Source organism: Anaeromassilibacillus sp. Marseille-P3371 (genome assembly GCF_900169665.1).
Lineage (GTDB): Bacteria > Bacillota > Clostridia > Oscillospirales > Acutalibacteraceae > Anaeromassilibacillus.
Window position 1 is genome coordinate 167786 of the sequence record NZ_LT835157.1, and the last position, 23814, is coordinate 191599.

Genomic DNA, 23814 nt, shown 5'->3' on the forward strand with positions numbered 1-23814 from the left:
CGAAATAAGAGGGAAGGTTTCTTCCTGATAAACAAAGGACCTAATCCTGGGGATTCCCAGGATTAGGTCCTTCTATGTTTGATTCATCTATTTTACGCTATGGCAAGTTAGTGATGCCGGCCACTGTGAAGGCTTCTGCTTGCTCCTGTAGGACTTCCCCTGTGGAGCGGAGAGCAAACTCTTTGCAGTCTGCTTTCGTAGGGACGCGAAAGGCGCTGTGCGTCACCGTGCTAGAATACAGGCGTCTACATGACGCTGCCGGGCCAGAAAGTGGTGAAACACTGTACAGTAACGGTAGCATAAGGCCTCTGAAAAAAGAATATGGAATGACTCTGACGGATAGCTTTTCTACATGCAAATATAAACGTATATCCTAATCGCATGTAGATGATTTGCCCCTATAGGAGCGAACCCATAGGAAAGCTAAAGCAGAGATATTCCACCCATATGACCCAGTAGGGGAGTTCGCAAACGAGAATGCGAATAACTCCTACTGGGTCAAACTTTTTACAAGCATAGGAATGCATCGTATGATGACGATTCATGTAGTAGCGGTTGGAAGAACGTGGGTAACCTCTTGGAGATGGTATAAAGTTTGTTCCCACCGTAGAAATCCGGTAATAATCGATAAATACCGGAATCATATTGTACAAAGAGTGAAAGTAGCTCGTATCCGATCAGGGCCTGGCAGTCAATGGCAGGGAACTTCCGTAGACGTCAGCCATTCGATTTTAAGTAACCGCTGCTGGAAGAAAGACCGTGTAGGAAACACCGTAGGAGTGAAAGATGCTGTGTGTCTACTGGGTTAGAACATGGGCGTTTACACGATGCTGTCGGGGCAAAATGCGGTGAAACACTGACGGTGACCATTGGTTAAATGTCGGATACTTGCGAGAAACATAAGCCATTCGATCAAGCAACCGCTGCTGGAAGAGAACCAGCGTAGGAAACACCGAAGGCGCGAAAGGCGCTGCACCTGTGCGTCCACCGGGCCAGAGCACGGGTGTCTATACGGCACTGTCTGGTCAGAATGGGGCGAAACACTACACGATAACCGTTGGTTGAATATCGGGCACTAGCGAAGGGTATAAGCCATGTGATCAAGGAATCACGGATGGAAGAGAGCCAGCGTAGGAAATGCCGAAGGCGCGAAAGACGTTATATGTCCCAAATGGATAGGAAAACATTGAAATCGTGTTACGGAAAGAATGAAGGTAGCTCGCATTCGATCAGGTGTCTTGTACCCGATAACAGGGAATTTTCGTAGGAGGTACTTAAGATGTGAAAGATACAATGTGTTTGCCTATGATAGGAGAACATCGAAATCATTTGTGGAAGGAGCAAAAACAGCTGGTATCCAATCGAGTATCCGGTAACCGATAACAGGAAACTTACGTAGGGAATACCATAAGCACGAAAGATACTGTGCGTCCACCGGGCCAGAGCACAGGTGTCTATACGGCACTGCCTGGTCAGAATGGGGTGAAACACTGCACGGTGACTATTGGTTGAATATCGGACACTAGTGAAGGGTATAAGCCATGTGATCAAGAAATCACGGATGAAAGAGAGCCAGCATAGGAAACACCGAAGGCACAAAAAACGCTGTGCGCCCGACAAATGCCTTGTTGGTGGTAATCATATGAATGGATGAGAACAGAATAAAAAATACCTCTTTCGCAAAATAAAGGTCCCCACCCGGATAATTCCGAGTGGGGACCTTGCCCTTACAAGTTTTTGTAAAAATAGCCGCCAGAGATTCTATTAAGAGGTCTTTTAAAATGTAGTATGCTGAGTGGCATAGGAATAAGCCTCATAGAATAATAGAAAAAAGAACCGTATATTCAACCGGTTTATAAAAAGTTTGTTCATAAGGAAATACATACCGGTAGATGCCATACAAAGATTTTTCATGTGGTATTTAACATAATATTGATTGATTTGAGTGGTTGCCGATATGTTCTGAAGGTCTAATACAATGGATAGGCCCATATAATTTTAAAGATACACGAATTACATAAAGTGTACAAAACAGAATAAAAAATAATCAATTTGTATGATTTTATAAGAAAAATTCTCATATATCGACAAAATATTAATTAAAACTTTCTTTTAATATATATATATATATAAATTGTAATATATCAATAAAAAATAAATATTCATTAGATTTTAAATATTGATTTTTTATATTTTTATGATATACTAAAATCAAATCGCTGCAAGGGGGAGGAGCCTTGCATCAAAAATGCTTTTCAAAAAGAAAAGGAGGATATGTTATGCAAAAGACAAAAAAGAGTAGAGTCGTTTTGTCAGGAGTATCTGTATTAGTGGTATTAAGTTTATTAGCCGGAATGACGATGGCCTGGTTCACAGATACGGAAAAGGTCAGTGGGGATTTCGCTGCCGGCGTGCTGGACATCAGTGTAAAGCCAGGAGAGACAGGCGTGCAGGACCTTACATTTGAGAATTTACGCCCGATGCAGTTTGAAAATTTTGAAAAGGAACTGGCGGGCAACGGTAGCGGAAAATGGACCAACGACGTTACACAAGGGAATACAACGGGGTTACACGGGAGCGATTATATTCCTATTCCAGCCTATTTTAAGCCGGTAGTTATTAAAAACGAGGGTACACTTCCTACAAAAGTGCAGATTTCTCTGAATATGGTCAATGTCGACGATTTGGAACCTGTTTTGACCGAGGATGGTATTACCATCACGCAGGGCAAGACGGAGAAGTGTAAAAATGGCCTTCAGGATGTTCTGAAAGTATTTGTTTACAAGAATAAAAACAACTTAAATAGCGGCACTTGGAATCAGGTGAAAGATGTCAACCTGAACACCGAATATGATGCCGACATCGCTGGAACTGCAGACGAAAGCCAGGATACATATATGACGGTGATGATCCCAGCAGGTGAGAGTGTGCGCTATATGGTCGCGGGCTATCTGCCGGAAACAGTTGGAAACCTGTATCAGGGGAAACATTTCCATGCAAAATTGGTCTTGAATGCCTATCAGATGGATGTGACCGATGTCGGTGACCCCGATGGCGAGGAAATCGCGTCTGTAGATCGAGACGATCTGGAAAAGTTATACAATTCACTAAAAGGCCTGGCACAGGCCGGGGAAGGAAACTTCCTTCCGGAAGCTTGGGAGAAATTTGAGGATGCCTTTGATAAGGCAGGTACTATTTTGAACGATGAAGATGCCACCGAAGATGAGATTCTGGACGCTCTTTATGGTTTGATGGACAACGCCCTCAATTTGACAAATTCTGCTGCGTCCCCAACGGACATTTTGGATGCGGTGATCGCAAAAGCCGAAGCAGTCAATAGAGACATTGAAGCAGGTTTGTACCAAGAGACCGGTGTAGAAGCGTTCAAACAGGCTCTTGCCGAGGCGAAGGCGCTTGACAAGTATGCGACCCAGAAGCAAATTCAAGCGGCTGCATTGAAGCTGAATGAAGCCATGGCAAACCTGCGGCTGAAGTCTGTGTCGAATGCGATTATGGCGCCGTCGGCAACCAACAACGATGCGGTGGATGTAGAAATCGCTCTGTTCTTGACACAGTATGTGGCAGAGAGGGATCAGCTGGATACAATGGAAGCAATCGAAGTGTTCTACAGCTTCCTGGGTGAGTAAAGAAACTACACGATCGGTTTGAGATGCAATAACAAAGGGGCCCCGGATTTTTCCGGGGCCCCTTTTGTGCGCTTTGGCGCGGTTCCGGTGGGATAGACGCCGACGCCTTTGGCGGGAAGTTGGGGCGAAAACAGGAAAGTAATATACGGATATTTCAACGATTTTTAGTTGAAATGAACAAAATTAAAACCAATTTTTACCGAAAATATTCATGGTGATTTTGCTAGTTTATTCTTTCAAAGAATAAACCGGGGGGGTAGAATATTATACTATCTATAAGTAAAAATTTCCTATTTACATTCTCGTGTCGCTGTGGGTTGGTGTGAGTGGCCCAAAAGGGGATGTAAAAAAGAAATGGAGGAAAAACAATGAAAGCAAAAAAGAGTAGAGTCGTTCTGTCAAGCGTATCCGTACTGTTGGTACTGAGCTTGTTGGCAGGCATGACCATGGCCTGGTTTACGGATACGGAAAAGGTGAACGCGAATTTCACCGCGGGCGTGTTGGACATCAGCGTGAAGCCGGGTGAAACAGACGTAACGGATCTCACGTTCGAGAATCTGCGCCCGATGTTGTACGACAACTTCTACAAGGAGTTGGAACCCAATGGCAACGAAAAATGGGTCAACGATGTGACCCAGGATAAGACAACGGACCTGGACGACGAGGATTATGCGCCGGTGCCGGCATACTTTAAGCCGGTAACCATCACCAATGAAGGTACACTGCCTACAAAGGTAAAGCTTTCTTTGGAAATTGCACAGGATTATGCCTGCAAAGAGGGCGAAAAACAATTCGTCGCAGAGGATCTGGCCAACGGCACAATGACTGCCTCCCAGCCGGACAGCCCGATTTGTGAAAACAAGCTGGAAAAGGTTCTGAAGGTATTTGTCTATAAGCAGGTGGGCGAAACTTGGACAAAGGTTGAGGACGTCAACCTGAACACAGCGTACGACGAGGCTAAAGCAAATCCGGATGAAGCAGCGTCGGGCAACACAGCGAAAGAGACGAACAATACATACATGACGACGATGCTTCCGGCCCAGGGCACGGCGACTTATGTGATCGCAGGTTATCTGCCGGAGACAGTAGATAACGCCTACCAGGGCAAGCACTATCACAGCAAGCTGGTGCTCAATGCCTATCAGATGGATGACACCGATGCCGGTGTTCCCGATGAGGGCGGGTCAAGTTCGACCGACCCCGAGGAGGCTGTGGCCATCAACTCGGAAGAGGACTTGAAAAAGATCGGCCAGAATATGGACGGCGATTTCGTATTGAATGGCGATATTACGCTTACTTCGGATTGGACGCCTCTGGGTATGGACGGGGATTCGACAAAACCCTTTACGGGGACCTTCGATGGACAGGGCCATACGATTTCTGGTTTGAATGTGTCTAAGAGCGATAAAATTTCAGTCGGCCTGTTTGCCGTCAATAGCGGGACGATTCAAGATGTCAACATTGTGGCAGAGGAAATTTTAGGGAGTTCCTCTGTTGGAGCCGTTGCTGGTTCCAATGAAGCAGCAGGTACCCTTTTGAATGTCCATGTCACCGCTGAGGGCGTTCGCGGGCAGTCGAATGTAGGCGGACTGGTGGGAACAAACAGAGGAAACGTCTCCCGCTGCAGCGCTGATACAACGGTAACGGTCACCGCTACCCAAGGCGTTGGCGGTTTTGCAGGCGACAATTCGGGGGTTATTGAGGAATCTTGGGCTGTTACGGGAATCAATGTCGATCAACAGCAGAGTACGAATCTGGATGTAGGCGGTTTTGTAGGTTCTAACCAAAACAGTGGTACCATCCGCAACTGCTATGTGATTGCACGCGATACGATTGCCGGACTATTCAATGTTGGCGGCTTTGCAAGCCTCAACCAGTATGGCTCGACCATTGAGAACTGCTATGCGGTCACGACCGACAAAATTCAGTGCTCTGACACAGTTTCGGCCGGCGTTGCAGTGAATGAGAATGGAACCATAAAGAATTGTTATGCGGTTTCTACCGCTGCGGTAGGTAGCGGAGAGTTCCAGAAGGTCGAGGAGAGCGCGCTGAAGGGGACGCTCCCGCAGGGCTTTGACGCATCGGTTTGGACGGCCGCGGAAGGGGAATATCCGCAGCTGGCCAATAATCCGCAGGCGTAAAGGTTTGCATTTTTTCGGTTCATCTCATGGCTTTTTCGGAATGACTTCTATGACTTCTGAGGGCTGTACAAAATTGCAAATAGGATCGCGCGGGGTGTGAACCGTTCAGCGATCAAAAAGAGGATGTCTCAAAACGATGGATTTTTTGATTCATGGGAGGGGCGTCCTCTTTCTGTTTCAAAAAAGATCTGAGTTTCTAAAAAGCGAGGGTATCCGGAAGTCTTTTATGGCTTTTGGGATACCCTCGTTTTGTGTATAAGGGGATACAGCAACCTCTAAGAATGATTGCAGAAAATTACGGTTCGTTTAACTTTTCAAAAATCAGCCAGTTAGCCAGACGATGGGGTTGCGTTCGATCAGAAAGCGTAACGGACAAATGATAATCTTTTATAGGATAAGCCTCTAAAAATAGGAATGGACATATAAAATTTATAAAAAATATCTGGTTACTAATAAAAACCGTATAAAATAGTAAATTTATTTTTTCTATTATTAGATGGAGAGAAGAAAAAATGGTATAATGAATCCATAAAGAATGAAAAAATCATTCTTTATGGATCGTGGGCCAATGGAGGCCTAATGGAGGATATACGAAAAAGAAACGGAGGAAAAGCAATGAAGACAAAAAAGAGCAGAGTCGTTTTGTCGAGCGTTTCCGTGTTGCTGGTGCTGAGTCTGCTGGCAGGCATGACGATGGCCTGGTTTACGGACACGGAAAAGGTGAACGCGAATTTCACCGCGGGCGTGCTGGACATCAGTGTAAAGCCGGGTGAAACGGACAAAGGGGAACTCACGTTTGAGAACCTGCGCCCGATGTTGTACGACAACTTCTACAAGGAGTTGGAACCCAATGGCAACGAAAAATGGGTCAACGATGTGACCCAGGATAATACAACGGACCTGGACGACGAGGATTATGCGCCGGTGCCGGCATACTTTAAGCCGGTGGTTATCAAAAATGAAGGCACACTGCCGGCAAAGGTAAAGCTATCTTTGGAAGCAGGAGACGGCTGCGAAGCAGGGGAACCGATCCTGACAGAAGACAACATTACGATCAAGCAGGACCCCGAAAAGATGCAGGATTGTGCAAACCGTTTGGCGCCGGTCCTGAAAGTGTTTGTTTACAAGCTGGTGGGCGAAACCTGGACAAAGGTTGAGGATGTCAACCTGAACACAGCGTACGACGAGGCTAAGGCAAATCCGGACAAAGTAGCGTCGGACAACACAGCGAAAGAGACGAACAATACATACATGACGGCAATGCTTCCGGCCCAGGGCACAGCGACCTATGTGATCGCGGGCTATCTGCCGGAGACCGTGAACAACGCCTATCAGGGCCAGCATTTCCACGGCAAGCTGGTGCTGAATGCCTACCAGATGGACGACACCGGTGCTGGCAAGCCGGACGAGGGCGGTTCCAGCTCGACCGATCCGGAGGACCCGGACCGCTTCGAGGACAACGTGACCATCGAGTGGCGTGAAGGAACTGCGGAAGGTGACCTGGTAAAAAGCCAGAATGAGACGGTAAAGAGCGATACCACCATTGCAGCTGTGAACTATGATGCGCCGAATGGTTATGTGTATAGCCCCGAGGCGGCAGAACAGTCCACCGAGGTGACGGTCAATCATGAGACTGGCGAAGCAACGCCGGGCAAGGTTATTTTCACGGTGGTGCCGGAAGAGGCGAAGGCGATTGAGTATGTGCTGTATTATAGAAATACAGTAGACGGTCAATTGCTTACCCAAACCGAAACGGTTTCACTGGAATATCCAGGGGAATACACCATTGTAGCCCCCAATGCGCCGGCGTCAAGGACCAGGGCGACAGAGAAGGATCGGATTTCCGCTCCGATTCCGGCGGGCTATGTGTTTGATCCGGATACGCAGGCCTATGATGTAGCGGTCAATGCGGAGGGAACAGCCACGCCCACGAGGATTACCTTTGATGTAAAACCGGAGAGTACAGAACCGACCGATCCGGACCCGGAGGAGCATCCGGAAGCGTATCAGGTGCGCGTGGATTTCCGAAATCAGGAAACAGGCGTACTTTTGGATCAAAGTTATTCCAAAACATATAGCGGCCTCACAAAAGGAGTCCACAACTTTACTCCGGTTGGCGAAGCACAAAATGACACCGAGGTTCTACATTATGTAACGGCGCCGGAAGGCTATGAATACGACCCGGCGGGACAGAGCGCAAAATTTGTCACCATTCCGGCGGCGAAGGGACCGCAAGTCATTGAATTTACGGTTCAATACGTGGGTGGCGGAAGCACGGACCCGGAAGAGCCGGATAATCCAAATTGTGATCGTGACGACCATATTATCCGTGACGCAGAAGATCTGTACAACGTACGGCTGCATCCACACTGCAATTTTATTTTCGCCAATGATGTAGACCTCAGCGAGGCCTATCCGAATTGGGAGCCCATTGGAGTATTGGAGCAAAAGTATGATCCGTGGAATGGAACCTATTATGAGCCGTCTGAAAATGTGTTTACCGGGGATATAAACGGAAACGGGCATGTACTCACAGGCCTGAATGTCGGCACATTGAAGAGTTATAATGGCCTGTTCACCTATTCTGCCGGGACAATCCGCAATCTTACGGTGAACGATGCAAAAATCAACGCACACAGCAACTCCGGTATTTTGGTAGGTTGGAACGCCGGAAAAATTCAGAATTGTACGGTGAGCGGCAACGTAACAGCCGGGAATTCATTCGCAGATATTTGGGAAGTTGGGGGTATTACCGGCTGGAACGATACCACCGGTGTCATCAGCGGCTGTGCATCTCTTGCCAATGTCAGTGGAAACCCCGCAAACCTGCCGGTTAGTACTCCTACACATTACTATTACGGTGGGGTTGCAGGGACCAACAGTGGTACGGTGACAAATTGTTATTCGACAGGTACGGTCAAAGGAGCAAAGGCAGGCGGTCTGCTGGGGCGGAACCAGGGAACCATTTCAAATTGCTATACCACGAGCAGAGTGTATGCTTTGACCGACAGTTTCGGCAATGTGGATACTTCCACTCATCCGGTCATTGGATGGATGGAGGGAGGAACGGTTGGGAAGGAAACCATCTTCTTCCGGAAAGGAAACCTCTATCGCGGGGGCCGGCTTTATACAGGCTGGGATACTGATAAAGCCCGTGGCCAGGGGAAAACCGAAGAGGAAATGAAGACGGCTTCGACGTATACGGATGCCGGATGGGACACCGGCGTCTGGAACATTGTAGATGGCACTTATCCAACCCTTCAATAAGAAATGCGCAGGCCGCATGGCAACGGAAGGCCCCCGGTGAAAGCCGGGGCCTTCTCTTGTTTCCTTAAAGTAGCACATAGAAATTGAATTGAAAGGATAAATTTTTTAAAGAAAATATTATTGGAAAAAACAGAAGGAGATAGTAAACAAATTAGATAGATTTTAATCATATAAAAATAAAATTATATACAAATATTAAATATAATTGTCTTTTAGAAACAAATTGAAAGGACAACTATTATAATGTAATAAATAAGGATTTTTCAATAGAATCCTTATTGTCGTGGGCCGAATAGCGGCCTAATTGAGGATGTACGAAAAAGAAACGGAGGAAAAGCAATGAAGACAAAAAAGAGCAGAGTCGTTTTGTCGAGCGTTTCCGTGTTGCTGGTGCTGAGTCTGCTGGCAGGCATGACGATGGCCTGGTTTACGGACACGGAAAAGGTGAACGCGAATTTCACCGCGGGCGTGCTGGACATCAGTGTAAAGCCGGGTGAAACGGACAAAGGGGAACTCACGTTTGAGAACCTGCGCCCGATGTTGTACGACAACTTCTACAAGGAGTTGGAACCCAATGGCAACGAAAAATGGGTCAACGATGTGACCCAGGATAATACAACGGACCTGGACGACGAGGATTATGCGCCGGTGCCGGCATACTTTAAGCCGGTGGTTATCAAAAATGAAGGCACACTGCCGGCAAAGGTAAAGCTATCTTTGGAAGCAGGCGATGGCTGCGAAGCAGGGGAACCGATCCTGACGGAAGACAACATTACGATCAAGCAGGACCCCGAAAAGATGCAGGATTGTGCAAACCGTTTGGCGCCGGTCCTGAAAGTGTTTGTTTACAAGCTGGTGGGCGAAACCTGGACAAAGGTTGAGGATGTCAACCTGAACACAGCGTACGACGAGGCTAAGGCAAATCCGGACAAAGTAGCGTCGGACAACACAGCGAAAGAGACGAACAATACATACATGACGGCAATGCTTCCGGCCCAGGGCACAGCGACCTATGTGATCGCGGGCTATCTGCCGGAGACCGTGAACAACGCCTATCAGGGCCAGCATTTCCACGGCAAGCTGGTGCTGAATGCCTACCAGATGGACGACACCGGTGCTGGCAAGCCGGACGAGGGCGGTTCCAGCTCGACCGATCCGGAGGACCCGGACCGCTTCGAGGACAACGTGACCATCGAGTGGCGTGAAGGAACTGCGGAAGGTGACCTGGTAAAAAGCCAGAATGAGACGGTAAAGAGCGATACCACCATTGCAGCTGTGAACTATGATGCGCCGAATGGTTATGTGTATAGCCCCGAGGCGGCAGAACAGTCCACCGAGGTGACGGTCAATCATGAGACTGGCGAAGCAACGCCGGGCAAGGTTATTTTCACGGTGGTGCCGGAAGAGGCGAAGGCGATTGAGTATGTGCTGTATTATAGAAATACAGTAGACGGTCAATTGCTTACCCAAACCGAAACGGTTTCACTGGAATATCCAGGGGAATACACCATTGTAGCCCCCAATGCGCCGGCGTCAAGGACCAGGGCGACAGAGAAGGATCGGATTTCCGCTCCGATTCCGGCGGGCTATGTGTTTGATCCGGATACGCAGGCCTATGATGTAGCGGTCAATGCGGAGGGAACAGCCACGCCCACGAGGATTACCTTTGATGTAAAACCGGAGAGTACAGAACCGACCGATCCGGACCCGGAGGAGCATCCGGAAGCGTATCAGGTGCGCGTGGATTTCCGAAATCAGGAAACAGGCGTACTTTTGGATCAAAGTTATTCCAAAACATATAGCGGCCTCACAAAAGGAGTCCACAACTTTACTCCGGTTGGCGNTCTCACGTTTGAGAATCTGCGCCCGATGTTGTACGACAACTTCTACAAGGAGTTGGAACCCAATGGCAACGAAAAATGGGTCAACGATGTGACCCAGGATAATACAACGGACCTGGACGACGAGGATTATGCGCCGGTGCCGGCATACTTTAAGCCGGTGGTTATCAAAAATGAAGGCACACTGCCGGCAAAGGTAAAGCTATCTTTGGAAGCAGGAGACGGCTGCGAAGCAGGGGAACCGATCCTGACAGAAGACAACATTACGATCAAGCAGGACCCCGAAAAGATGCAGGATTGTGCAAACCGTTTGGCGCCGGTCCTGAAAGTGTTTGTTTACAAGCTGGTGGGCGAAACCTGGACAAAGGTTGAGGATGTCAACCTGAACACAGCGTACGACGAGGCTAAGGCAAATCCGGACAAAGTAGCGTCGGACAACACAGCGAAAGAGACGAACAATACATACATGACGGCGATGCTTCCGGCCCAGGGCACAGCGACCTATGTGATCGCAGGCTATCTGCCGGAGACCGTGAACAACGCCTATCAGGGGCAGCATTTCCACGGCAAGCTGGTGCTGAATGCCTATCAGATGGACGACACCGGCGCTGGCAAGCCGGACGAGGGCGGTTCCAGCTCGACCGATCCGGAGGACCCGGACCGCTTCGAGGACAACGTGACCATCGAGTGGCGTGAAGGAACTGCGGAAGGTGACCTGGTAAAAAGCCAGAATGAGACGGTAAAGAGCGATACCACCATTGCAGCTGTGAACTATGATGCGCCGGAAGGCTATGTGTACAGCCCCGAGGCGGCAGAACAGTCCACCGAGGTGACGGTCAATGATGAGACTGGCGAAGCGACACCGGGCAAGGTTATTTTCACGGTGGTGCCGGAAGAGGCGAAGGCGATTGAGTATGTGCTGTATTATAGAAATACAGTAGACGGTCAATTGCTTACCCAAACCGAAACGGTTTCACTGGAATATCCAGGGGAATACACCATTGTAGCCCCCAATGCGCCGGCGTCAAGAACCAGGGCGACAGAGAAGGATCGAATTTCCGCTCCGATTCCGGCGGGCTATGTGTTTGATCCGGATACGCAGGCCTATGATGTAGCGGTCAATGCGGAGGGAACAGCCACGCCCACGAGGATTACCTTTGATGTAAAACCGGAGAGTACAGAACCGACCGATCCGGACCCGGAGGAGCATCCGGAAGCGTATCAGGTGCGCGTGGATTTCCGAAATCAGGAAACAGGCGTACTTTTGGATCAAAGTTATTCCAAAACATATAGCGGCCTCACAAAAGGAGTCCACAACTTTACTCCGGTTGGCGAAGCACAAAATGACACCGAGGTTCTACATTATGTAACGGCGCCGGAAGGCTATGAATATGACCCGGCGGGACAGAGCGCAAAATTTGTCACCATTCCGGCGGCGAAGGGACCGCAAGTCATTGAATTTACGGTTCAATACGTGGGTGGCGGAAGCACGGACCCGGAAGAGCCGGATAATCCAAATTGTGATCGTGACGACCATATTATCCGTGACGCAGAAGATCTGTACAACGTACGGCTGCATCCACACTGCAATTTTATTTTCGCCAATGATGTAGACCTCAGCGAGGCCTATCCGAATTGGGAGCCCATTGGAGTATTGGAGCAAAAGTATGATCCGTGGAATGGAACCTATTATGAGCCGTCTGAAAATGTGTTTACCGGGGATATAAACGGAAACGGGCATGTACTCACAGGCCTGAATGTCGGCACATTGAAGAGTTATAATGGCCTGTTCACCTATTCTGCCGGGACAATCCGCAATCTTACGGTGAACGATGCAAAAATCAACGCACACAGCAACTCCGGTATTTTGGTAGGTTGGAACGCCGGAAAAATTCAGAATTGTACGGTGAGCGGCAACGTAACAGCCGGGAATTCATTCGCAGATATTTGGGAAGTTGGGGGTATTACCGGCTGGAACGATACCACCGGTGTCATCAGCGGCTGTGCATCTCTTGCCAATGTCAGTGGAAACCCCGCAAACCTGCCGGTTAGTACTCCTACACATTACTATTACGGTGGGGTTGCAGGGACCAACAGTGGTACGGTGACAAATTGTTATTCGACAGGTACGGTCAAAGGAGCAAAGGCAGGCGGTCTGCTGGGGCGGAACCAGGGAACCATTTCAAATTGCTATACCACGAGCAGAGTGTATGCTTTGACCGACAGTTTCGGCAATGTGGATACTTCCACTCATCCGGTCATTGGATGGATGGAGGGAGGAACGGTTGGGAAGGAAACCATCTTCTTCCGGAAAGGAAACCTCTATCGCGGGGGCCGGCTTTATACAGGCTGGGATACTGATAAAGCCCGTGGCCAGGGGAAAACCGAAGAGGAAATGAAGACGGCTTCGACGTATACGGATGCCGGATGGGACACCGGCGTCTGGAACATTGTAGATGGCACTTATCCAACCCTTCAATAAGAAATGCGCAGGCCGCATGGCAACGGAAGGCCCCCGGTGAAAGCCGGGGCCTTCTCTTGTTTCCTTAAAGTAGCACATAGAAATTGAATTGAAAGGATAAATTTTTTAAAGAAAATATTATTGGAAAAAACAGAAGGAGATAGTAAACAAATTAGATAGATTTTAATCATATAAAAATAAAATTATATACAAATATTAAATATAATTGTCTTTTAGAAACAAATTGAAAGGACAACTATTATAATGTAATAAATAAGGATTTTTCAATAGAATCCTTATTGTCGTGGGCCGAATAGCGGCCTAATTGAGGATGTACGAAAAAGAAACGGAGGAAAAGCAATGAAGACAAAAAAGAGCAGAGTCGTTTTGTCGAGCGTTTCCGTGTTGCTGGTGCTGAGTCTGCTGGCAGGCATGACGATGGCCTGGTTTACGGACACGGAAAAGGTGAACGCGAATTTCACCGCGGGCGTGCTGGACATCAGTGTAAAGCCGGGTGAAACGGACAAAGGGGATCTCACGTTTGAGAATCTGCGCCCGATGTTGTACGACAACTTCTACAAGGAGTTGGAACCCAATGGCAACGAAAAATGGGTCAACGATGTGACCCAGGATAATACAACGGGCCTGGACGACGAGGATTATGCGCCGGTGCCGGCATACTTTAAGCCGGTGGTTATCAAAAATGAAGGCACACTGCCGGCAAAGGTAAAGCTTTCTTTGGAAGCAGGCGATGGCTGCGAAGCAGGGGAGCCGATCCTGACGGAAGACAACATTACGATCAAGCAGGACCCCGAAAAGATGCAGGATTGTGCAAACCGTTTGGCGCCGGTCCTGAAAGTGTTTGTTTACAAGCTGGTGGGCGAAACCTGGACAAAGGTTGAGGATGTCAACCTGAACACAGCGTACGACGAGGCTAAGGCAAATCCGGACAAAGTAGCGTCGGACAACACAGCGAAAGAGACGAACAATACATACATGACGGCAATGCTTCCGGCCCAGGGCACAGCGACCTATGTGATCGCGGGCTATCTGCCGGAGACCGTGAACAACGCCTATCAGGGCCAGCATTTCCACGGCAAGCTGGTGCTGAATGCCTACCAGATGGACGACACCGGTGCTGGCAAGCCGGACGAGGGCGGTTCCAGCTCGACCGATCCGGAGGACCCGGACCGCTTCGAGGACAACGTGACCATCGAGTGGCGTGAAGGAACTGCGGAAGGTGACCTGGTAAAAAGCCAGAATGAGACGGTAAAGAGCGATACCACCATTGCAGCTGTGAACTATGATGCGCCGAATGGTTATGTGTATAGCCCCGAGGCGGCAGAACAGTCCACCGAGGTGACGGTCAATCATGAGACTGGCGAAGCAACGCCGGGCAAGGTTATTTTCACGGTGGTGCCGGAAGAGGCGAAGGCGATTGAGTATGTGCTGTATTATAGAAATACAGTAGACGGTCAATTGCTTACCCAAACCGAAACGGTTTCACTGGAATATCCAGGGGAATACACCATTGTAGCCCCCAATGCGCCGGCGTCAAGAACCAGGGCGACAGAGAAGGATCGAATTTCCGCTCCGATTCCGGCGGGCTATGTGTTTGATCCGGATACGCAGGCCTATGATGTAGCGGTCAATGCGGAGGGAACAGCCACGCCCACGAGGATTACCTTTGATGTAAAACCGGAGAGTACAGAACCGACCGATCCGGACCCGGAGGAGCATCCGGAAGCGTATCAGGTGCGCGTGGATTTCCGAAATCAGGAAACAGGCGTACTTTTGGATCAAAGTTATTCCAAAACATATAGCGGCCTCACAAAAGGAGTCCACAACTTTACTCCGGTTGGCGAAGCACAAAATGACACCGAGGTTCTACATTATGTAACGGCGCCGGAAGGCTATGAATATGACCCGGCGGGACAGAGCGCAAAATTTGTCACCATTCCGGCGGCGAAGGGACCGCAAGTCATTGAATTTACGGTTCAATACGTGGGTGGCGGAAGCACGGACCCGGAAGAGCCGGATAATCCAAATTGTGATCGTGACGACCATATTATCCGTGACGCAGAAGATCTGTACAACGTACGGCTGCATCCACACTGCAATTTTATTTTCGCCAATGATGTAGACCTCAGCGAGGCCTATCCGAATTGGGAGCCCATTGGAGTATTGGAGCAAAAGTATGATCCGTGGAATGGAACCTATTATGAGCCGTCTGAAAATGTGTTTACCGGGGATATAAACGGAAACGGGCATGTACTCACAGGCCTGAATGTCGGCACATTGAAGAGTTATAATGGCCTGTTCACCTATTCTGCCGGGACAATCCGCAATCTTACGGTGAACGATGCAAAAATCAACGCACACAGCAACTCCGGTATTTTGGTAGGTTGGAACGCCGGAAAAATTCAGAATTGTACGGTGAGCGGCAACGTAACAGCCGGGAATTCATTCGCAGATATTTGGGAAGTTGGGGGTATTACCGGCTGGAACGATACCACCGGTGTCATCAGCGGCTGTGCATCTCTTGCCAATGTCAGTGGAAACCCCGCAAACCTGCCGGTTAGTACTCCTACACATTACTATTACGGTGGGGTTGCAGGGACCAACAGTGGTACGGTGACAAATTGTTATTCGACAGGTACGGTCAAAGGAGCAAAGGCAGGCGGTCTGCTGGGGCGGAACCAGGGAACCATTTCAAATTGCTATACCACGAGCAGAGTGTATGCTTTGACCGACAGTTTCGGCAATGTGGATACTTCCACTCATCCGGTCATTGGATGGATGGAGGGAGGAACGGTTGGGAAGGAAACCATCTTCTTCCGGAAAGGAAACCTCTATCGCGGGGGCCGGCTTTATACAGGCTGGGATACTGATAAAGCCCGTGGCCAGGGGAAAACCGAAGAGGAAATGAAGACGGCTTCGACGTATACGGATGCCGGATGGGACACCGGCGTCTGGAACATTGTAGATGGCACTTATCCAACCCTTCAATAAGAAATGCGCAGGCCGCATGGCAACGGAAGGCCCCCGGTGAAAGCCGGGGCCTTCTCTTGTTTCCTTAAAGTAGCACATAGAAATTGAATTGAAAGGATAAATTTTTTAAAGAAAATATTATTGGAAAAAACAGAAGGAGATAGTAAACAAATTAGATAGATTTTAATCATATAAAAATAAAATTATATACAAATATTAAATATAATTGTCTTTTAGAAACAAATTGAAAGGACAACTATTATAATGTAATAAATAAGGATTTTTCAATAGAATCCTTATTGTCGTGGGCCGAATAGCGGCCTAATTGAGGATGTACGAAAAAGAAACGGAGGAAAAGCAATGAAGACAAAAAAGAGCAGAGTCGTTTTGTCGAGCGTTTCCGTGTTGCTGGTGCTGAGTCTGCTGGCAGGCATGACGATGGCCTGGTTTACGGACACGGAAAAGGTGAACGCGAATTTCACCGCGGGCGTGCTGGACATCAGTGTAAAGCCGGGTGAAACGGACAAAGGGGAACTCACGTTTGAGAACCTGCGCCCGATGTTGTACGACAACTTCTACAAGGAGTTGGAACCCAATGGCAACGAAAAATGGGTCAACGATGTGACCCAGGATAATACAACGGGCCTGGACGACGAGGATTATGCGCCGGTGCCGGCATACTTTAAGCCGGTGGTTATCAAAAATGAAGGCACACTGCCGGCAAAGGTAAAGCTTTCTTTGGAAGCAGGCGATGGCTGCGAAGCAGGGGAGCCGATCCTGACGGAAGACAACATTACGATCAAGCAGGACCCCGAAAAGATGCAGGATTGTGCAAACCGTTTGGCGCCGGTCCTGAAAGTGTTTGTTTACAAGCTGGTGGGCGAAACCTGGACAAAGGTTGAGGATGTCAACCTGAACACAGCGTACGACGAGGCTAAGGCAAATCCGGACAAAGTAGCGTCGGACAACACAGCGAAAGAGACGAACAATACATACATGACGGCAATGCTTCCGGCCCAGGGCACAGCGACCTATGTGATCGCGGGCTATCTGCCGGAGACCGTGAACAACGCCTATCAGGGCCAGCATTTCCACGGCAAGCTGGTGCTGAATGCCTACCAGATGGACGACACCGGTGCTGGCAAGCCGGACGAGGGCGGTTCCAGCTCGACCGATCCGGAGGACCCGGACCGCTTCGAGGACAACGTGACCATCGAGTGGCGTGAAGGAACTGCGGAAGGTGACCTGGTAAAAAGCCAGAATGAGACGGTAAAGAGCGATACCACCATTGCAGCTGTGAACTATGATGCGCCGGAAGGCTATGTGTACAGCCCCGAGGCGGCAGAACAGTCCACCGAGGTGACGGTCAATGATGAGACTGGCGAAGCGACACCGGGCAAGGTTATTTTCACGGTGGTGCCGGAAGAGGCGAAGGCGATTGAGTATGTGCTGTATTATAGAAATACAGTAGACGGTCAATTGCTTACCCAAACCGAAACGGTTTCACTGGAATATCCAGGGGAATACACCATTGTAGCCCCCAATGCGCCGGCGTCAAGAACCAGGGCGACAGAGAAGGATCGAATTTCCGCTCCGATTCCGGCGGGCTATGTGTTTGATCCGGATACGCAGGCCTATGATGTAGCGGTCAATGCGGAGGGAACAGCCACGCCCACGAGGATTACCTTTGATGTAAAACCGGAGAGTACAGAACCGACCGATCCGGACCCGGAGGAGCATCCGGAAGCGTATCAGGTGCGCGTGGATTTCCGAAATCAGGAAACAGGCGTACTTTTGGATCAAAGTTATTCCAAAACATATAGCGGCCTCACAAAAGGAGTCCACAACTTTACTCCGGTTGGCGAAGCACAAAATGACACCGAGGTTCTACATTATGTAACGGCGCCGGAAGGCTATGAATACGACCCGGCGGGACAGAGCGCAAAATTTGTTACCATTCCGGCGGCGAAGGGACCAGAGGTGATTGAATTCACGGTAAAAGAGGTTGGCGGCGAAGAGCCTGAGCCGGAGGAAAAGGAAGTTGTCATCCAGTGGTGGTGTGTTGACCCAAGCCATGAGTATAATTATAACCCGGATAATCCTGCTGCACATAAGAACGATCATGAAGCAGGCTCTGCCAACTACACTGTGACTCTCAAAGAGGGAGAGACGAAGACGATCTCTACAGCGGATGTTGGGCAGCCGGGAGGTAGATATTATATTGACCCAGATCCGCAAAGCGTCTCTGTGACGCTGAAAGACGGGGTTTTGCTTGATACGGAGACTCAGGAGCCCATTACAGATGTGCGGTTTACGGTAAAAGTAAGACGCGACGCAGATTACCTGTTAGGAGGAGACGGTTCAAGCCTTCATCCGTTTATGGTTTCCAACAGGAGTGAGTTGAGTAGAATTGAGGACCATATGTCTTCCCATTTCCGTTTGGTGAAAGATATCGATTTGAGCGGTTCCAATTGGATGCCGATTCACACGACTGTGAGCACTGGTGGGGTGAGCACTGGCTTCAGTGGGGAGATTGATGGACAAGACCATACGATCAAAAATATGAACGTTATGTTGGATTCTAGAACAGCGGGCGCCGGCCTGGTAGCCTATAATCGGGGCGGAACGATCAAGAATTTGAAACTTACCAATGCTTATGTACAAGCAGGCGCTATAATTGGTACAATTGCTGGACAGAATACCGGACTGATTGAAAATTGCAGTGTAGATACCTATATTTTTGCAACGAGTATAGCAAATACGAATTTTGGACAGGGCGTATTCGCAGGTGGAATCGTCGGGATCAACGGTGGTACCATTCGCGGATGTACAGCGGACGGGGAACTATATGCAAACTATTCCGGCTACACAGGCGATATTGCAGGATGTAATGTAGGAACAATTGTTTAATTACATGGGAAATCTAGGTTACCAGTTCGGGAACGCGCGTTAGTGATTTGACTGAATCTATATTTATGGAGCAAATTACCCCGGCAGGGATTTCCTGCCGGGGTTTTTGTGCTGCTTGAGATTAGGGATTGAGAACATCAACAGTGGAGAAGGAAAGTAAGGGCAGTCATTCTGATTTTTAACTCACCTTTTTGAAGATAAAGATAGGAAACATATGTATTTCCCAAACTTTATGGGAAATAGAGGGCGTTCCTTGTTTTGATGCCGGGCGGCCGGTATCATGGGGCTGGCACCTAAAATAGAAGAGGAGGGGCAGAAGTTTATAAAAAAAAATGGGAACTTTTTATGTTGGGTGATACCTTTAGAGGTTTTTAAAGAGAATTGTGCCTATTGAAGTGGGAGAGGAGATCAAGGGCCTTTTCGTTGGACACGGCCGCTGGATGCCGGATGGGACACCAGCGTCTGGAACATTGTGGACGGCGCTTATCCAACCCTTCGACAAGAAACGCACAGGCCGCATGGCAGCAGAAGGCCCTCGGTGAAAGCCGGGGCCTTCTTTGGTTGATTAAAGCAGCACATAGAAATGGAAAGGATAAGTTTCTTAAAAAATATTGTTAGAAAAAATAGAAGGAGATGATGAACAGGTTCGATAGTTTTCAATCTAGTTGTGTCCAAAAAAGTGGCCGTGAAGAGCGACACCACCATTACGGCGGAAGACTTCGATGCACCAGAGGGAAGCATTTACCAACCAGAGTAGCCCGTTTACCATATCACGGCGGATAGAAAAACAGGCAAAGCGGAATCCGCCGTAATTATTTTCACGGTGCTGCAAGATGTAGAGGTGTATCCGCCTGTTGGATAAGGTACCGGAGTCTGGAACATCGTGGACGGTGCTTATCCAACCCTTCGATAAGAAACGCACAGGCCACATGGCAGCAGAAGGCCCCCGGTGAAAGCCGGGGCCTTCTTGCACCTGGTGGGAAAAGTACGTATAATAAGAAGCATGAATTCAGAACAAAGGAGATTCACAATGCCAGATATGAAAATGGTTGAGGTCCGTCCAGAACAGGTGGACGAGTTGGCTGCATTGGCCAAACCAATCTGGACCGACCACTTTACGCCAATCATTGGCGCGGAACAGACGGCCTATATGATCGAAAAATTCCAGTCCGCACCGGCCATGCGCGCGCAGATGGAGCATGATGGGTATCACTATTACTTTTTCCTGTATGATGGGCAGAAAGCGGGGTATACAGGCATCCGCCGTGATGGGGACAGCCTGTTCCTCAGCAAAATTTATGTCGAAAAGTCCTTCCGCCGCAGGGGGCTTGCTTCTTTAGGAATTGCATTTATGGAGGATTTGTGCCGCCGCGAGGGTTTACGGAAGATTTGGCTTACAGTCAATAAAAACAACGACGGTTCCATTGCTTGTTACCGGGCGCGCGGCTTTGTTACAGCTTACCCGCTTGTGACAGATATTGGAAATGGGTTTGTCATGGACGATTATGTGATGGAAAAATGGATTTCTCCCCGGACGCTTTTGTATGTGGATACTTGTCTAAGGCCCCACAGCCGTACGCGCGAGCTGGCGGACGCTTTCCTGAAAGCCTATCAGAAGGCACACCCGAAGGACACATTGGATATAGTCCGCCTGGCGGAGGCAGACGTCCACTGTGTCCGTGGGGAGGAATTGGAACATCGGGAAGCATTGAAACGTGCGGGCAAGGTGGATGCACCGGAGTTCGCCGAGGCACGCCGGTTTGCGGCAGCCGATGGGATTGTCATTGCCGCGCCGATGTGGGAACTGAGTTTTCCAGCAATGCTCAAAGCGTATATTGAGACGGTCTCCGTACCAGGCGTTACGTTCCGCTATGGAGAAGGCGATACCGGCTGTGCCGGCTGCTGTAAGGCGAGCCGCCTGCTCTACCTGACGACACGTGGAGGAATCTATACCAAGGCGGCCGCCAGTCTGGAACTCGGTGAAAAGGAGCTGAAGGCCCTTTCGCAATTCTTTGGGATACCAGGTTTCGATTGCCTTTTTGTGGAGGGAACGGATCTGCTTCCGAAGGAAGAAGTAGCCGCACGGATGGACCAGGCAAAAAGTATGGCGGCACAGTTAGCGAAAGCGTGGTGAGCCGATGAACTTTGTAAGTGTTCTTTCCGAACAATTTCATCTGAAAAATTGGCAAGTCGAAAAGGTCATCGAACTGATCGACGAGGGAAACACCATCCCGTTTATTGCGCGTTACCGCAAGGAGGCGCACGGTTCCTTAGACGACCAAACGCTGCGAGAGATTGCAGAACGTTTGGACTATCTGCGCGGTTTGGAGAAACGCAGGCAAGAGGTTTCCGACCTCATTGCGACTGCGGGCAGCATGACGGACGAAGTAGCGGCAGCATTGGCAAGTGCGGTGACCCTGTCCGAGATTGAGGATATTTATCGCCCATTCCGGCCCAAACGCAAGACGCGCGCCTCTGTGGCACGACAGAAGGGGTTGGAACCCTTGGCCCAGGAAATCTACAGGCAAGATCCGAACGCCGCCTACCCTATCGACCTGGCGCAAGCTTATATTCACCCGGAGCTCGGTGTGGAGACGCCGGAGGATGCACTCGCTGGGGCGAAAGACATCATTGCGGAATGGGTATCGGATGACGCGGGAATCCGCAAACGCCTGCGTGTTGTGACGCTGGCCCAAGGAGTGCTGGTAAGCAAGGCCGCCAAACCGGATGAGGAATCCGTCTATGAACCGTATTATGATTTCCGACAGCCTGTACGCCAATTGGCCGGGCACCGCATCCTGGCGATGGACCGGGGTGAGCGCGAAGGGTTCCTCAAGGTCAGTGTGGAATTGGACCCATCCCGCGGGTTGAATATTGTCTATTCGGTCAGCGTCAAAGAGGGGTCTGCCTGTACCGACGCGGTGCGGGAGGCGGCGGAAGATGCATACAGCCGTTTGATCTTCCCGGCAATTGAGCGCGAGATCCGCAATACCTTGACGGAAAATGCGGATGAAGCGGCGATCAAGGTTTTTTCAGTCAACCTGCGCCAGTTGTTGATGCAGCCGCCGGTGAAGGGGCGTGTGGCGATGGGATTGGACCCGGGGTACCGCACGGGCTGTAAGGTGGCTGTAGTGGACGAGACAGGCCGCGTGTTGGACACCGGCGTGATCTATCCCACCCATTCCAAGGCGAAGGTGGAGGAGGCCAAACAGGTGGTCTCTGCCCTCATCCGGAAGCATGGGGTCCAGGTAATCGCCATTGGAAATGGGACAGCCAGCAAGGAGACCGAGCTGTTTACGGCAGAGGTCATTCACGAGTTGGGAACAGGCGTTTCCTATATGGTGGTGAGCGAAGCAGGAGCTTCCGTTTATTCGGCTAGCAAGCTGGCGGCCCAGGAGTTTCCGGACTTCGACGTAACCTTGCGCAGTGCGGTTTCGATTGCACGGCGTTTACAGGACCCGCTTGCCGAGTTGGTCAAAATCGATCCAAAGGCGATTGGCGTGGGGCAATACCAGCATGACATGCCGCCCAAACGCCTGAATGAAGCGCTCTCTGGCGTCGTGGAGGACTGTGTGAATACCGTTGGCGTGGATTTAAATACAGCTTCGCCCGCCCTTTTGGAGAAGGTATCCGGTGTTTCGGCGGCGGTATCGAAAAACATTGTCCAGTATCGTGAGGAAAACGGCGCATTTCAGAGCCGGGCAGAACTGAAAAAGGTGCCGAAGCTGGGGCCCAAGGCGTTTGAACAGTGTGCAGGATTTTTGCGCGTGAGTGAGAGTAAAAATGTACTGGACAATACCGCCGTCCACCCGGAAAGCTATGCGGCGGCAAGGGCCTTGTTGGAGCACTGCGGATACAGCCTGCCGGATGTGCGTGCGGGAAAGCTGGGGGGATTGCGCGAAAAGGTATCGGAACTCGGCGAAGAGGCCGTGGCGCAATCTCTGGGAATTGGCGTTCCTACATTGCAGGATATTGTGACAGAATTGCTTCGTCCTGGACGTGATCCGCGCGACGAACTGCCGCCGCCCTTGCTGCGGACGGACGTACTGAGTATGGAGGATCTCAAACCCGGTATGGAGCTGATGGGAACGGTGCGCAATGTGATCGATTTTGGCGCATTTGTGGACGTCGGAGTCCATCAAGATGGGCTGGTACATATCTCACAGATCTGTGACCGCTATATCAAGCATCCGAGTGAGGTACTGAAAGTGGGGGATATCGTGAAAGTATGGGTGCTTTCCGTGGATATGAAAAAGAAACGGATTTCCCTCACGATGCGCCAGGCGGAAAATAGGGTGTGAATTTGACGATGTTGGACCCCTGAAAAGAGCGCTGTAAGAAGTGAAATCGGAACCGTTGTATGTTAGAATAGTGAAAATTCTATGAAAACAAATTAATGCGTTTTTCGGATGAAACCAAAGTTCGTATGATCTGTAGAAGTTTTAAAAGTTTTTTTGCATTTCGTTGCTGTAGTTGACAAATTTGCACAATGGGGGTTCCTTTTTATGACTACACATGGTATAATTATGAACAAATTATGAAAAGGAGTAGTCACC

The 23814-nt window shown here is 49.6% G+C and carries 8 protein-coding genes; all 8 read left to right on the top strand.

Going from position 1 to position 23814, the window contains the following annotated elements; translation table 11 throughout:
- The first annotated feature begins 2279 nt into the window (after positions 1-2279).
- The 8 genes from B9Y59_RS00485 to B9Y59_RS00520 all read left to right on the top strand — a co-directional run bounded on the left by B9Y59_RS00485 (position 2280) and on the right by B9Y59_RS00520 (position 23559).
- A complete protein-coding gene (locus tag B9Y59_RS00485) occupies positions 2280-3647 on the top strand; it encodes a TasA family protein (protein ID WP_085531088.1) in 1368 nt (455 codons plus the stop codon).
- A 368-nt stretch (positions 3648-4015) separates the two neighbouring features.
- Complete coding sequence (locus B9Y59_RS00490) at positions 4016-5788, top strand: TasA family protein (RefSeq protein WP_085531090.1); 1773 nt, start codon at positions 4016-4018, stop codon at positions 5786-5788.
- Positions 5789-6403: 615 nt separating this feature from the next.
- Entirely contained in the window at positions 6404-9055 is a 2652-nt protein-coding gene (locus B9Y59_RS00495) for a TasA family protein (RefSeq protein WP_158088896.1), read from the top strand.
- 339 nt (positions 9056-9394) lie between these two features.
- Positions 9395-13378, top strand: a complete 3984-nt coding sequence (locus B9Y59_RS00500; RefSeq protein WP_085531094.1) for a TasA family protein — start codon at positions 9395-9397, stop codon at positions 13376-13378.
- Between the two features lie 339 nt (positions 13379-13717).
- Entirely contained in the window at positions 13718-16369 is a 2652-nt protein-coding gene (locus B9Y59_RS00505) for a TasA family protein (RefSeq protein WP_085531097.1), read from the top strand.
- 339 nt (positions 16370-16708) lie between these two features.
- Positions 16709-19258 (top strand): TasA family protein, encoded by a 2550-nt coding sequence (locus B9Y59_RS00510; protein ID WP_085531099.1) that lies wholly within the window; start codon positions 16709-16711, stop codon positions 19256-19258.
- Positions 19259-20288: 1030 nt separating this feature from the next.
- Complete coding sequence (locus B9Y59_RS15545; protein ID WP_158088897.1) at positions 20289-21392, top strand: GNAT family N-acetyltransferase; 1104 nt, start codon at positions 20289-20291, stop codon at positions 21390-21392.
- 4 nt (positions 21393-21396) lie between these two features.
- Positions 21397-23559 (top strand): Tex family protein, encoded by a 2163-nt coding sequence (locus tag B9Y59_RS00520; protein ID WP_085531101.1) that lies wholly within the window; start codon positions 21397-21399, stop codon positions 23557-23559.
- Positions 23560-23814: the final 255 nt, after the last annotated feature.